At 61.9% G+C, this 14767-nt stretch carries 9 protein-coding genes; 2 read left to right on the top strand and 7 right to left on the bottom strand.

What is annotated here, in order from left to right; genetic code table 11:
• Window positions 1-1004 precede the first annotated feature (1004 nt).
• The 6 genes from C2I19_RS14690 to C2I19_RS14665 are packed head-to-tail and all read right to left on the bottom strand — an operon-like array spanning window position 1005 to window position 6024.
• Complete coding sequence (locus C2I19_RS14690; protein WP_103903441.1) at window positions 1005-1784, bottom strand: EAL domain-containing protein; 780 nt, start codon at window positions 1782-1784, stop codon at window positions 1005-1007.
• A 56-nt stretch (window positions 1785-1840) separates the two neighbouring features.
• Window positions 1841-2605 (bottom strand): DeoR/GlpR family DNA-binding transcription regulator, encoded by a 765-nt coding sequence (locus C2I19_RS14685; protein WP_103903440.1) that lies wholly within the window; start codon window positions 2603-2605, stop codon window positions 1841-1843.
• Between the two features lie 45 nt (window positions 2606-2650).
• Window positions 2651-3742: an NAD(P)/FAD-dependent oxidoreductase gene (locus tag C2I19_RS14680; protein WP_103903439.1), complete on the bottom strand. Its 1092-nt coding sequence runs from the start codon at window positions 3740-3742 to the stop codon at window positions 2651-2653.
• Between the two features lie 2 nt (window positions 3743-3744).
• Window positions 3745-4269: a GNAT family N-acetyltransferase gene (locus C2I19_RS14675; RefSeq protein WP_199181201.1), complete on the bottom strand. Its 525-nt coding sequence runs from the start codon at window positions 4267-4269 to the stop codon at window positions 3745-3747.
• Window positions 4269-5690, bottom strand: coding sequence for an aminotransferase-like domain-containing protein (locus tag C2I19_RS14670; RefSeq protein ID WP_103903437.1), 1422 nt, complete (start codon window positions 5688-5690; stop codon window positions 4269-4271). Before C2I19_RS14670 ends, C2I19_RS14675 begins: the two co-directional genes overlap by 1 nt.
• A 4-nt stretch (window positions 5691-5694) precedes the next feature.
• Entirely contained in the window at window positions 5695-6024 is a 330-nt protein-coding gene (locus C2I19_RS14665; RefSeq protein ID WP_103903436.1) for a DHCW motif cupin fold protein, read from the bottom strand.
• A gap of 131 nt (window positions 6025-6155) precedes the next feature.
• On the opposite strand from C2I19_RS14665, the gene C2I19_RS14660 reads away from it, so the two are divergent.
• A complete protein-coding gene (locus tag C2I19_RS14660; RefSeq protein ID WP_103903435.1) occupies window positions 6156-7361 on the top strand; it encodes a benzoate/H(+) symporter BenE family transporter in 1206 nt (401 codons plus the stop codon).
• A 90-nt stretch (window positions 7362-7451) separates the two neighbouring features.
• Entirely contained in the window at window positions 7452-8840 is a 1389-nt protein-coding gene (locus tag C2I19_RS14655; protein ID WP_103903434.1) for an aminopeptidase P family protein, read from the top strand.
• Window positions 8841-9040: 200 nt separating this feature from the next.
• Here C2I19_RS14655 and C2I19_RS14650 read toward each other — a convergent pair whose 3' ends face one another.
• Window positions 9041-14539, bottom strand: a complete 5499-nt coding sequence (locus C2I19_RS14650) for an autotransporter-associated beta strand repeat-containing protein (RefSeq protein ID WP_103903433.1) — start codon at window positions 14537-14539, stop codon at window positions 9041-9043.
• Window positions 14540-14767 lie beyond the last annotated feature (228 nt).

Below are 14767 nucleotides of genomic sequence, written 5' to 3'. Positions count from 1 at the left end.
TGTCGTTGCGGACGCCTCTCATTGGATGCTTCCGTGGTTCGTTGGATGCTTGATTATACCAAATGGGTGGATGTTGGTTTTTCAACGGCCTGCTAGCTGGGGGAGAAAGCCAGCCATGAAAAAAATAGACAGACACGCGCTACCCAGTTGCAGATGCGTATACGCGTGGTGATTTGAATTTCAACATACATTCCTTGGTTCAGCACGCCAATTGATGGCAAGCCAAAGAGAGTAATTAGGAGACCGCCGAGAAATCCGATTAGTAAACCAATAACATTCAGATCAAGAACAACTACTGAATGTAGAAGTTTTGAAATAAAGTCGAACATTACTGAATGCCTAACGTTTGATTTAACCGGCGAACGACAGAGTAACGTAGCCAGCCAAAATAAAATGACGACCAGAGCAGGAATTCCGGAGTACGTCCAGTTGAAGAATGGGTTAGATGCGGAACCCGTCACGTACCCATCTCAGTGCGGGCATCAGGACTACCGAAACAAGCCAGACCATAGTCAGCGGCAAAAGTAATGTGGTGTAGAACTTTGTCCTCTCTAGCCAGAAAGAAAAACTCTGGCCGCTAATTTCAACATGATGAAAAATCAATCTGTCGTAGTGGCCATATAAAACCCACGGGCCGCTGGTGTCTCCGATAGTAATAAATCTTTCGTAGGCTGCGAAGCCAAAAACGCAAATAGCCCAAAAAATAGTAAAGACCAATGCGCCACGAAGCCGGCCGTTAAGTTTATTTAGCAATTGAGCACCTAGCTTATAATTAGCTACCCGAAATTTCGAGTGTAAACCATCAAAATTTGACGTATAAAAATCCCGCTGTCAACATTTTCATGTTGAAATCAATACGATACAAGCCATGCTGTATTTTACAGCACCTAAAATTAGATGCAAAATACCACTTGCATGGGCGGTGAATGCAGCGTGCCCCGGATCAGCCCCGTAGCGCGGGTTGGCGCAAGCCATACCCGCGACGCCAAAAAAACCGCCGCGCGCTACAACTGGCGCAGCACCGGCAGCTCGCCCGGCCGGCCCAGGAAGAAGCCCTGATACAGTTCCACGCCGAGCGCGCGCATCGCTTCCAGCTGCTCGACGGTTTCCACGCCTTCCACCAGCATGCGGCAGCCTATCTGCCAGCCCAGCTCCAGCAGCGCCGGCAGGCGCTGGGTTTCGCCCGCCATGTAATCGAGCAGCAGGCTGCGGTCTATCTTGAGGATGTCCGGGCACAGCTCGCTGGTCTTGCCGTGGCGCGAGCCCAGCGCGCCGAAGTCGTCCACCGCCAGGCCGAAGCCCATGTCCGAGGCGTGGCGCAGGCCATCCAGCAGGGGCGCGCCGTGGTGCTCCACCTCGAATTCGGGAATCTCGAAAATCACGCCGCCGCTGTCCAGCTCCACGGTCTGCAACAGGGTTTTCAGCATGGGCAGGTGGCTGCGGCCGCTATGGTCTTCCTGCACCGTGGCGGCCAGCAGGTTCAGGGTCAGGCAGCCGTCCTGGCTGCTTTGGGCGAAATTGCGCACATGGATCAGCCGCGCCAGCCGGTCAGCCAGTTGCGCCTGCTCCGGCGCGAGGCCGCCCAGATAGCGGTCCGGCGGCTGCCACTCGCCGCCCTCGTCCACCACCCTGAGCAGGGCTTCGTAGCCGAACAGGCTGCCGCCCTTGTAGAAAATGGGCTGGAAGGCGCTATAGAAGCGATGGCCGGCCAGGCTGGCGCAATAGCGGCCGGCGGCGTCGCGGAACAGCGCGCCGTCGGCCAGCGGGGGCGGGGAGAGTTGCATGAAGCATGCCGTCTAGAGGACGCGATGCTTCAGCATAGCAAAAATGCGTATCCAGACTATTCGGCCACGTGCAACTGGGTGCCGCATTCCTGCATGATGCGGGAGATGGCCGGCGGCACCGGTTTGTCGGTGAACAGCGCGGCGATCTGGCTGAGCCGGCCCAGCTCCACCAGGGCAGGCCGGTCGAACTTGCTGTGGTCCGCGGCCAGGAACACCTGGCGCGATTGCTGGATGATGGCCTCGGTGGTGCGCACTTCGCGGTAGTCGTAATCGCGCAGCGTGCCGTCGGATTCGATGCTGGACACGCCGATGATGCCGTAGTCGACGCGGAACTGGCGGATCATCTGCACCGTCGCCTCGCCGGTCAGGCCGCGGTCGCGCTTTCTCAGCGAGCCGCCCAGCACGATGACCTCGCAGTCCGGGTAATCGCACATCTGCTCGGCCACATGCAGATTATTGGTGATGACCCTGAGGCCGCGGTGGCGGTGCAGCGCCTTGGCCACTTCTTCCGTGGTGGTGCCCAGATTGATGAACAGGGACGCGTTGTCCGGGATGTGCCGCGCCAGGCAGTCGGCGATGCGGCGCTTTTCCTCTATGCACAATACCTGGCGCGCCTGATAAGCCACGTTCTCCACGCTGGACAGCACGCTGGCGCCGCCGTGGTAGCGCTGCAACTGCTGGTGCTCGGCCAAGAGGGCGATGTCGCGCCGTATGGTCTGCCGGGTGACGGCGAAATGATCGGCCAGTTTCTCCACGCTGACATAGCTGTCGCGCCTGACCATGTCCAGCAGCTCTTGTTGTCTTTGATTCAGGATCAGCATGCTTGTCGGTTTCTCCCCTTTGCCGGGGATTGTAAGCGATTTGCTCTAATCCAGCAGCGCGGCCACCGCCTCGGCGATGGCCAGGCAACTGGTCAGGCCCGGCGACTCGATGCCGAACAGATGGATTAGGCCTGGCACGCCGTGGACCGCCGAGCCCTGGATGACAAAGTCCGCGTCCGGCTGGCCGGGGCCGGCGATCTTGGCGCGGATGCCGGCATAACCGGGCGCCAGCGCGCCGTCCGGCAACTGCGGCCACCAGGCGCGCACCGCGCGGTAGAAAGCCTCCGCCCGCGCCGGATCGACGCGGTAGTCCACGCCGTCCACCCACTCCACATCCGGGCCGAAGCGCGCCTGGCCGGAGAGGTCCAGCGTCAGATGGCTGCCCAGGCCGCCGGCCTCCGGCAGCGGGTAGATCAGCCGCGAAAACGGCGCGCGGCCTTGCAGCGAAAAATACACGCCGCGCGCATAATGGGCCGCGGGTATGGTTTCCGCCGCCAGACCCGCCAGCGAGCGGGAGACGACGGGCGCGAACAAGCCGGCGGCGTTGACCACCCGGTCCGCGATCAGCTCCATGCCGGCGACGCGCAGCACGATGCCGTCCGGCGTGATCTCGCCGCCCTCCAGCGGCGAGGCCAGCGCCAGCTGCGCGCCGGCCGCCTCCGCATCGCCCAGCAAGGACAGCATCAACGCGTGGCTGTCGACGATGCCGGTGGACGGCGACAACAGCGCCGCTGCGCAATCGAGCGCCGGCTCCAGCCCGCCGGCCTCTGCCGCCGTCAATCGTCTCAAATCGTCCACGCCATTGGCGCGCGCTTGCGTCTCCAGCGCCTCCAATTTGGCCAGCTGGCCCTCATGGCTGGCGACGATCAGCTTGCCCAAGCGCTGGTGCGGAATCGCCCGCTCGGCGCAGTAGCGGTACAGCAGATCGCGGCCCTGCACGCACAAGCGCGCTTTCAAGCTGCCCGCGGGGTAATACAGGCCGGCGTGGATCACCTCGCTGTTGCGGCTGGAGGCGTGCAGGCCTATCGCCGGCTCCGCCTCGACGATCACCACTTCGCGCCCGGCCTCGGCCAGTTTCTTGGCGACGGCCAGGCCGACCACGCCGGCGCCGATGATGATGGTATCGATTCTGTCCATATTCATTCCTGCAAGGGCTGGTTCAGCGCAAAACGCATGGCGATGCGATGGCGCAGGCCGGCCTGGATTTCCTCCGCCAGCTTGGATGCGAGCGGCGAGCCGGCCGCCGGCGCATGCGGCTCGAAGCCGCGGCGGCGATAGAACGGCGCGTTCCACGGCAGGTGGGAAAAAGTGGTCAGCGTGACGCCGTCGAAGCCGGCTTGCGCGCCGTGGGCAAGCACATGCTCCAGCAGCGCGGAGCCAATGCCGCGCCGGGCGTGGGCCGGGTCCACGTCCATTTCGGCCAGATGCAGCTGGCCATCCAGGATTTCCGCCAGCGCGAAGCCGACCGGCTGGCCGGCGTCGTCCGCCACCCACAGCAAGCCGGCGTCGCGGGCGGCGCTCAGGGTCTCCGCCGGCAGCGTGCGCTCGCTGAGCGCGGAAGGCAGATCGTCCGGAGAAAACAACCGCGCGGCGCGGCGCTCGATTCGCGCCAGCCGCGCCAGCTCGTCCGCCAGGGGCAGTCGGATGCGCAAACCGTCGTCCATCATGTCGTCCTCAGTTGTTCGGCGGCCAGCTCGCCCAGCCTGGCGATGGCGCGCCGCTGCGCCTCGTCCCAGGGCTGGCCGAAATTCAACCGCAGGCAGTGGCGGAAACGCGGTTCGGCCGAGAACAGCATGCCCGGCGCGAAGCTGATTGATTCTTTCAACGCCGCCTCCAGCAGCCGGCCGCTGTCCAGCGCCTCCGGCCCTTCGACCCACAGCAGCAGGCCGCCCTGCGGCCGCCGCAGCCGGGTGCCGCGCGGGAAGGAGGCCAGCACCGCGTCGGCCACTCGCTCCATCTGCTCCGCCAGCCGCGCCCGCAGCTTGCGGCTGATGCGGGCGTAGTCGCCGCTGGCCAATAGCTCGCTCAGGACGCCCAGCAGCAAAGCCGGGCTGACCAGGCTGCTGCTGGCGCGCAGCTTTTCCAGCGCCGCGTGATGACGGCCGCCGGACAACCAGCCCAGCCGGAACGACGGCGCCAGGCTCTTGGTGAAAGACGCGCAGTAGATCACGTCGCCGTCGCGGTCCCAGGCTTTCAGCGGCGTCGGCCGCGGACCGCCGAAATACAGTTCGCCGAACACGTCGTCCTCGATGAGGGCCACGCCGTGGCGGCGCGCCAGCGCCAACAGCCGCTTTTTATTGTCGTCCGGCATCAAGGCGCCGGTGGGATTCTGGAAATTGGTCACCGTCACCAGGCAGCGCACCGGCGGGCCGTATTGCAACGCGAATTCCAACGCCTCCAGCGACAGGCCGGCATCCGGCGTGCACGGGATCTCCAGCGCCTTCAAGCCCAGCGCCGACAGCGTCTGCAGCAGGCCGAAATAGACCGGCGTCTCCACCGCCACCGTGTCGCCGGGCCGGGTCAGGTGGCGCAAGGCCAGGCTGATGCCCTCGGTGATGCCGTTGCAGAACAGGATTTCATCGGCGGGCAAGTCCAGCTGCCAGCTGGCGGCCAAACGCCGCAACTGATCGCATAGCCTGTCGTGCAGAGCCGCCGGCAGATAGGCGCCGATCAGCTCCGGCTGCCGCTGCAGCGTCTGCTGCAGCCGCCGCGCCAGCTCGGCCGCCGGGTACAGGCTGTGGTGGGCCTCGGCCATGTGCAGCTGCACCGCCACGCCGGATGCCGACAACGCCACCAGCTGCGACATGCGGCTGTCCACGTCCACCAGCGTGGCCGGAGAAGGCAGGGCGCGAGTCTGGACTTGCCCTTCGGTCTGAGCCGGCAAGGCAGCATAGAAACCGGCGCGCGGTCGCGCCACCACGCGCTGCTTCTGCTCCAGCCAGCGATAGGCGGCCAGCGCGGTCAGGCTGTTGACGCCGTGCCGCTCCGCCAACTGCCGCACCGAGGGCAGCTTGCCGCCGGGCGGAAATTCGCCGCTATCTATGCGGGCCAGCAGCTCGCGCGCGATGTCCTGATATTGCGGCATGGTCTCAATCGACGATGAACAGCTTGGCGCCCTGCGGCGCGCTGGAGCGGTGGGCCTCCGCCTTGTCCGCCACCTGGTAGCTCATGCCCGGCTTGAGGACGAAAACGCGGCCATCGTCCAGCTCGGTATGCAGCTCGCCCTCCAGGCACAGCAGGATGTGGCCCTTCTCGCACCAATGGTCGGCCAGATAGCCCGCCGTGTACTCCACCATGCGCGCCCGGATATCGCCGAACTGGCGGGTGCGCCAGTAAGCGCGGCCCTGTTCGCCAGGGTGCTCGGTGGCGGGAATGTCGGACCAATCGGTGACGCCGAAGGGGATGCCGGTCAGTTGCATGCGGGGCTCCTGAAGAGTGCTGTTATATAGAACAGATGCGAGCCAGCATAAACTGTTTGGCCCGCTTGTGGGAGGGCGCCACGGCCGGGGCGTGGCACGCTGGCGACATTCGCATTGATTGGAGCCTTCCCATGTGGCACACCCTACGGCGCGACGCCGCCCCCTCCGCCCTGCTGGCCGCCGCGCTGGCCTTGATGGTCGGCTTTTCCGGCCCGTTTCTGATCATCGTCCACGCCGCCCAATCGGCCGGCTTGTCATCGGGCCAGCTGGCGTCCTGGGTGTGGGCGGTGTCCATAGGCTCAGGCGTGGCTGGACTATGGCTGAGCCTGCGCTGGAAAACGCCGGTGATCACCGCCTGGAGCACGCCGGGCGCGGCGCTGCTGCTGGCCGCCCTGCCCGGCGTGCCCTACCCGGAGGCGGTGGGCGCCTTCCTGGCCGCGGCCGCCATCGTCACCCTAGTGGGCGTGAGCGGCTTGTTCGACAGGCTGATGGCGCTGTTCCCGCCGGCGCTGGCGGCGGCCTTGCTGGCCGGCATCCTGTTCCATTTCGTCGGCGAGGTGGTGAGCGAGGCGGCAGGCCATCTCGGCCTGGTGCTGATCATGACGGGGCTGTTTTTCATCGGCCGCCGCTGGTTTCCGCGCTGGGCCCTGCTGGCGGCCATCGCGGCGGGCGCGGCGCTGTCGGCGGGAGAGCTGCATGCGCCGGCCAGCGGATCGCTGCATGCCATCGCCGTGCCGCTGTTCACCTGGCCGGCCTGGTCGTGGTCCGCTTTCGTCAACCTGGCCTTGCCGCTGGCCCTGCTGGCGCTGACCAGCCAGTTTCTGCCCGGCATGGCGGTGCTGCGCACCTTTGGCTATAACGTCCCGGCCCGCTCGCCGGTTACCGCGCTGGGCATCGCCTCCCTGCTCACCGCGCCCTTGGGCGGCCACGGCGTGACCTTGGCCGCGATCATCGCCGCCATCTGCACCGGGCCGGAAGCGCACCCGGACCGCAGCCGCCGCTATGTGGCCGGCGTGTTCTGCGGGCTGATTTACATCGCGATGGGCACGATGGGCGGCGCGCTGGCGGCGCTGGCGCTGGCCTTGCCCAAACCCTTGCTGGTGACGGCGGCCGGCCTGGCGCTGTTCGGCACGCTGGCCTCGTCGCTGAGCGCGGCCGTCGCCGATGCCGAGCATAGGGAGGCGGCGCTGCTGACTTTCGTGGTGGCCGCCTCCGGCGTCAGCTTCGCCGGCCTGGGCGCGCCGTTGTGGGCCATGCTGGCCGGCGGCCTGCTGTGCCGGCTGTTGGCGCCGGCCAAGTCTTTGTCGGACAAGGCGGAAACGGCGGCCGCGCGCTAGTTTCTCGGCTGGCCGCCGCGGGCCGGGCGTGTTAAGTTAGATAATTGTATACAATCCGCGTGGCATCCCGCCCTGCTCCAAGGAGAAAACATGTTCGCCCCTTCCGTCTACGCCCAGCGCCGCGCCGCGCTGCGGCAAGCCGGCCTGTCCGGCCTGCTGCTGTTCGTCGGCAACGTCGATTCGCCGATGAATTACCACGACAACACTCTGCCCTTCGTGCAGGACTCCAGCTTCCGCTACTTCTTCGGCCTGAACGAGCCCGGCCTGGCCGGCGCGATCGACGCCGACAGCGGCGAGGCGGTGTTGTTCGGCAATGACCCGGACGTGGCGGACATCGTGTGGACCGGCCCGCTGCCCTCCCTGGCCGAGCGCGCCGCGCTGGCCGGGCTGCAGCGCAGCCAGCCGTACGCGGAACTGGCGCAGGCGGTGGCCGCGGCGCGCGCCGCCGGCCGCCCGGTGCGTTACCTGGCGCCGTACCGCGGCGAAACGCTGATCGAGATGGGCCGCCTGCTGGACACGCATCCGGCCGAGGTCAAGGCCGGCTTCTGTCCCGAGCTGACCCGCGCCGTGGTGGCGCTGCGCGAGATCAAGGGCGAAGAAGAGATCGCCGAGATGGAGGCCGCGCTGGGCGTCACCCACGCCATGCACATCGCCGCGATGCAGAACGCCAAGCCCGGCGTGGTGGAATACCAGGTGGTGGGCATCATGGAAGGCATCATGCGCCGCCATGACTGGCAGCTGGCCTATCCATCCATCTTCTCCAAGCATGGCGAAGTGCTGCACAACCACGGCCACGGCAATGTGCTGCAGCAGGGCGACCTGGTGCTGAACGACACCGGCTGCGCCAGCGGCAGCGGCTACGCCAGCGACATCACCCGCACCTTCCCGGTGGGCGGCAAGTTCTCCACCCGCCAGCGCGAGCTGTACGACATCGCGCTGGAGATGCAGGAAGCCTCCATCGCCGCCATCAAGCCCGGCGTCAAATACCAGGACATCCACAAGCTGTCCGCCGCCGTGATGGCGGAGCGCATGGCCGAACTGGGCTTCTTCAACGGCAAGGCCGAAGAAATCGTCGAATCCGGCGCCTACGCCATCGCCTTCCCGCACGGCCTGGGCCACCAGATCGGCATGGACGTGCATGACATGGAAGCGTTGGGCGAAGACTTGGTGGGCTACGGCGACGGCGCCGAGCGCAGCAAGCTGTTCGGCCTGGGCTATCTGCGCCTGGGCAAGCCGCTGAAGGCCGGCATGGTGGTGACGGTGGAGCCGGGCATCTACTTCATTCCGGCGCTGATCGAAGCCTGGGAAAAGGAAGGCCGCCACAGCCAGCACATCAATTACGCCAAGTTCCGCGAATACGCCGACTTCGGCGGCATCCGCATCGAGGACAACGTGCTGGTGACCGTGGACGGCAGCCGCGTGCTGGGCGAGCCTATCCCGAAGACGGTGGAAGAGATCGAGGCGGTGATGGCGGTGTAATGCTGAGCCGGTCCGACCACGCGCAGGCTTGATGAAGTCAAGCCAGGCTTCGCCCTTGTCGGACAACCCGTCTCGAACAACCGCCATTGAAAACCCCGCGCTCGGCCATCCGAGGCGGGGCTTTCTTTGTGCTACCTTGCCAGCACCAACAACTTAATGCAGCCAGGGTCCTCTTCAGCAGCACAAAGGAGGCCGACCTCTTAGAACTCGATGCGCAGCCCCCCGTCCACGCCAGCAGCCGTCTGGTGACGCCTCGCCTCTCCTGTCAAATTGACGTAGGCATAAGCCTGCCGTCCCAGGCGAGCAGTCGCGGCCAGGCCCAATTGTGCGAAAGCACGACCGATGTGCGGCGCCTCGATATCGGCATGAGCGCCCGCCAGACGAGCGTCAAGCGCCGGTCTGGACAGTTGGCCGCCATCGTGGCCGACAGCCAATCTCAACTGCCACGTTTGGGCTGCCGCCAACGGCGATTGCTGAACCGAACCCACCATCAAACCAAGCAGGCCCCGCGCGCCTTGCGCAGTATATCCGTTTAGGGATAAGGCGGCCGGCGACGTCCCTTCGCTGAAATCATCGCGCACCGTATGCTGCCAAACCACGCGGGCGAAAGGTTCCAGCTTGATATCGCTTGTTTCCCAAGCCGTGCGCAGGCCAAGGCCGAGCACGCCGTTCTGCCCGCTTGGATTGCTTTCCAGCTCACGGCTAAATCCGCTCGGATCCACGCGGCTGGCGTGGTAACTACTATTGCCGTAGCCCGCCAGCGCATCCACCAGATAGCGCCCTGCAGCGAACTGTCCATAAGCAAAGGCCATGGTGTCGGCCACCGAGCCGCTGCCGCCCTCGCCAGAGACCCTGGTTTCCGCATGCGTTAGTCCGAAACCGATATGATGCAACGGCTTGATAGCAAAATCGGCGCCAAAAGCCAGCTGATTGCCGCTGTCCCCGTAGCCGGATGCGAAGTCGTCGCCGCGGGTATGGTGCTTGCCCGTACCCATATCTATCCATAGTTGGGGCTTGCCACTCGGAGCGCCTAGTGCCGCCGACTGATCTGTGCGGCTCTCCACGCTCAACTGCCTGGACACGGAATCCTCCAACCATTGGCCGGCTCGCGGCGCAACCGCGGCCAACGCGCCATGAACTTCACCGGACAGCGCCTGTGTCGTTTTCGCAAGATTGGCTTCGCTCTGCGCAGTCAACGCGCTTAACAGCGCTTGCTGCGCCGGCGTGCTATCGCCTTGACGATCAGCCTCAATCAGTTGATCAAACACCTTGGCGGTAGAGCGGACATTGGCATGGTACATGCCCAGCCACTGACGATAGGAACTGGGTATAACCTTCAAATCAACGCTATTGCTACCCGCGAGATTGTAGAACACAGCCAGTCGGGTGCCCGGCGCCAGTTCATCTGGTTGAGCCAGCGTATCGAAACGTCCCGACAAACCGCCGTCGGCAGTGGCGATGCGGAAGGTATCACCCAGTGCCGGCACATAAGCCGGATGCTTGGCGCCATCCGGCTCCGTCACGGGATTGAAAATATTCTTCAGCATTGGCGCCAGCGTGACGCCTGGCTGGATAAGCAGCTTACCGCTTGGACCAAGCGCATGCAGATACGCGTAGAAACCGGGCTTCCCCGCCGCAAAGGAGGCATCATCCGACCTGACTCTTCCGGCGATATCTTCACGCAAAGTGGATCCGCTCTCCAACGTGACCGGTCCAGCCACCGTCATCACGCCGGGCGAGTTGCCCGGTTTCAACGTACCGGCCACAGTGACCTGCCCGCTGATATGACCACTGCCCTGCAACATGCTGCCTGCGGCGATGGACAGGCCCTTGCCGCCCATAGCCAGCTCGCCATTCACCGCCAACGTTCCCTGACTTACCGCCAGGCCTTGGCTCAGGATGCTGGCGCTGCCCGGAGCCAGCGTCATGGCGCCGCCATTACGTACCTCCAGAGCGTCGCCTTCGATGATGCCGGAGAACGTGGCGTCGTTGCCATTCAAATCCACAGTGCCGACACCGTTCAAGTGAATGTTGCGCGAGGACTGGACATTGTCCAGTATTTGCAGCATGGCGTTTTGCAATGTCAATTTCCCCTGCGCCGCGCCCAGCCCCTTGTCGGACAGAATGCGCAGGATGGAACCGTCTTCGGCCAGCGTGCCTCCCTGATAACTATTATCGCCTAATAACGACACTGCGCTATCGCGTGCGATGGTGAGATGGTCGCCACTGATCTTGCCAGACAGGATATGGCCGTAGTCGCCCTCCAACTCCTGATTCAAATCCAGTTTGCCGTCGCCGATAAGCTGGATATCCCGCAGGCTGGAGTATGGACCAAGCGCCTGCAAGGAGCCGTGATCCAGCGTCAGCGCTCCGGCCCGCCCCCCCAAGGCATGGTCGTTTATCAGTTGCAATGTAGCGCCATTGGCGACGGTGGTGCCTCCGCTATGCGTGTTGAAGCCCGTCAGCTTGGCAATGCCGCCATTCGCGATGGTGAGATGATCGCCGCTTATATTTCCGGAAAAAACGGCGTCCTTTCCATTCAGATTCAGCGTACCGCTGCCGTTCAATCGAATGTTTCGCGAGCTTTGAAGACCAGACACGCTCAAGATGCCATCGTTGAGCGTCAGATCGCCGTAACCCAGATTGCGGTCCGACTGTACCCTTAAGCTGGTGCCATTGCCGACTATCGTGCCGCCATAGTAGCTGTTGTCGCCGCTCAAAGTCGCCGTGCCGCCGTTAGTGATCGTGAGTCGATAGCCGGAAATCGAGCCGGAAAACGTAGAGTCCTGCCCATGCAGATCCAACCTGGCATTTTCCCCCAGCGTGATATTGCGGGCACTACTCAAGCCAGACAGCGTCTGCAAGGTGCCATCGCCTAGAAAAAGCCCCCCTGCCACCGCGCCCAGATTACAGTCATCCGACACCTTGATTGTCGCGCCAGAGTTGACGAACGTGCCGCCGTTATAGGTATTGGCGCCGGACAACGTCACGGAGCCGTGGTTGACTACGGACAGGGTCTGTCCCGCGATCACACCCGACAGGGAGGAGTCCTGGCCGTTCAAGTCCAGATTGTTATAGCCTTCCAGCATGATGCGGCGAGCGCTGCGTATGCCTTGCAGCGTCTGCAAGGTGCCGTTCGACAGCGTCAATACGCCGCTGGCCGCGCCCAGATTATTGTCCGAACTGATTTTCAGCGTGGCCCCGCCGCCGACAGTGGTGCCGCCGATATAGGTGTTGGCGCCGGACAGTGTCACGGAGCCCGCATTGCTAAGTCGTAAGCTATCGCCGGAAATGGCGCCTGAAACCGTGGAATTTTGCCCATTCAAATCCAACGCGCCGAATCCAAGCAACTGGATGTTGCGCGCCGTTTGAATGCCGTTTTCGGTTCTCAACGTGGAGTGATCCAGAGTCAGCCCCCCCGAAACTGCGCCCAGATTGTCATCGGAGAAGACGCCCAGCCGAACGCCATTGTTCACCGTGGTGCCGCCGCTATAAGTGTTGGCGCCGGACAAGGTAACCAAGCCGTCGTTGTACCAGCCCCCCGAGCCTGTTTGCTTAGTGACGATTAACTTGTCGCCGCTGATCACCCCGGAAAGATTGAGGAAATTATATTCCGCATTCAACGTGCCGCTACCGACAAGCTGGATGTTCCGCGCGCTGCTCAAGCCATAATTCGACTGCAGCGTGCCGTTATCCAATGTAATTGCGCCCGCGCTTGCGCCCAATGCTTGATCCGAACCGACTTCCAGCGTCGCGCCATTGCGGATGGTGGTGCCGCCGCTATAGGTGTTGTTGCCCCACAGCTGCAACATGCCGCCGTTGGTGACTGTGAGGTGATCCCCGCTGATATCGCCACCCCAGGCGTTTGGCCAAGAATATGACGAGGGCTGGATGTCTTTCAAGTCCAGGGTGCCATCACCCACCAGCAGCAAGGCTCGATTACTGTAAAACGCGCTTTGCAAATGCAATGTGCCATGATCCAGGATGACTCCGCCGGCGCTATCCCCAAGGTTGCCATTATTGGCAACACTCAGCGTGGCCCCGCGGCTGACCGTTGTGCCGCCAGTATAGGAATTGCCCCCCGATAAAGTCGCGGTGCCGCCATTCGTGAGAGTGAGATGGCCACCGCTTATATTGCCGGAAAACGTCGAGCTTTGGCCATTCAGATCCAATATACCTTCGCCATTGATTTGAATGCCACGCTGTGTCTGGATGCCATTCAGCGTCTGCAGCGTGCCATGATCCAGAGTGATAGCACCGTAACTGCTTCCCAGATTAGCATCATATGTCACCTTGACCGTGGCGCCGCCACTGATCTGAGTGCCGCCACCATATGTATTTATTCCTGCCAGTGTAATGGTGCCGCCATTCATAACGTCGAGCTTATAGCCGGAAATGATGCCGGAGAAAATGGAATCCTGTCCATTCAAATCAATTGAACCACCACCACCACCATTCCAATACGATCCGATATTAAAATTACGATTGGTTTGCAGGCCCTTCAAAGTCAGCAATTTTCCAGATGCAATATTTACGCTGCGGCCTGCGGCCCCCAACTGATTATCGGCGGAAACTTTCAGCGTAGCGCCGCCTGCTACCCAAGTGCCTCCGCTATAGGTATTAGCGGAACTTAACGTCACCGATCCATTATTCGCGATAGCAAATTGATCGCCACTGATCGTGCCGGACAAGGAGGAGTCTTGGCCATTTAGAATGAGTTGGCCTCCATGAAATTCCATATCTCGGCCAGACTGGATACCATCTATAGTTTTCACGTTGCCGTCATCCAGCGTCAACTTCCCAGAGCTATCCCCCAGATTTTTATCAGAATGAATACCCAGAGTCACGCCGCCTGTTATGCGTGTGCCTCCCGTGTAAGTATTAATCCCCTTCAGTTCAACAGTATCATAAGTGGGAATGTATTGATTCCCAACAATCAGACGATCACCACTTATATTCCCGGAAAACACAGAAGTAGAATATGAAAATTCCGAGGAGGTCAGCGTGCCGGCCCCATTGATTTTTATATCACGCGCGGACTGAAATTCCCGCCCAAAAGCTAGCGTTCCGCCATTGAGCGTGACCGCGCCGCTTGTTGCGCCCAAATTATTATCGGATCCGACTAAAAGCGTCGCTCCAGATTGGATTATCGTTCCGCCGCTATAGGTATTGTTCCCATAAAAGGCGATGCCACCAGAATTATAGCTTCCATTACTTGAAATGGACATTGCGCCGGGCTGGTCAGCCGCGTAGTCGGAAATGACTCCATATAATGTGGCATGGTATGGAATGACATGGTGATAGTTCTGATTTTGCAGAACGGTTCCGCCGGTCGATTTGACTGAAAAATTTTTAAATATATCCTGATAAGGATATCCATCCGCCACCAGCGTGCCGCCATCGAATACCACTTGCTGCTGCGAAGAAGAATTAAGGCTTGTTGACGATACCGTGGTGTTGATCGTACTAATCACGGGATACGAGGGGTTCCACCAGTCAGCAAGCGCCGGCGTGGCGATAAGCGATAGACCGATCGCGATGGCGGACAGCTGCACGGAAAGAGTTTTTTTGAAAGCGCTGCGATGGCTATGCCCTGCAGTTTCTCCGGAAGCTGACTTTCCAGCGCTGCTGAATATCTCAGCTACAGCTATCAGCATGTGCAGGCGCTTGCTCCAGATCAGGCGGAATGATTGATTCATTTATTCTTCTGTCATATTTTTAGAAAAAAAACCGCCAACACCCTTGCGGTCTTTTCTTACATCACGGAAATAGGGATAAAGGAGGATCTATACACCCGCTCGGAATTGGGACCAGATCCGGTATTGCGAATACAGGGCCATTCAACGCTGAACTCGTAGGCAAATGAACGGTCAGTATTTATTTGCGATATGCCACATGCTAACCCTCGCCATCCTTTCCTCCATCCC

Origin of the sequence: Chromobacterium alticapitis (genome assembly GCF_002924365.1) — a bacterium.
In the GTDB taxonomy this organism is placed as follows: Bacteria; Pseudomonadota; Gammaproteobacteria; order Burkholderiales; family Chromobacteriaceae; genus Chromobacterium; species Chromobacterium alticapitis.
This window is presented reverse-complemented; position numbering and strand designations above follow the sequence as displayed.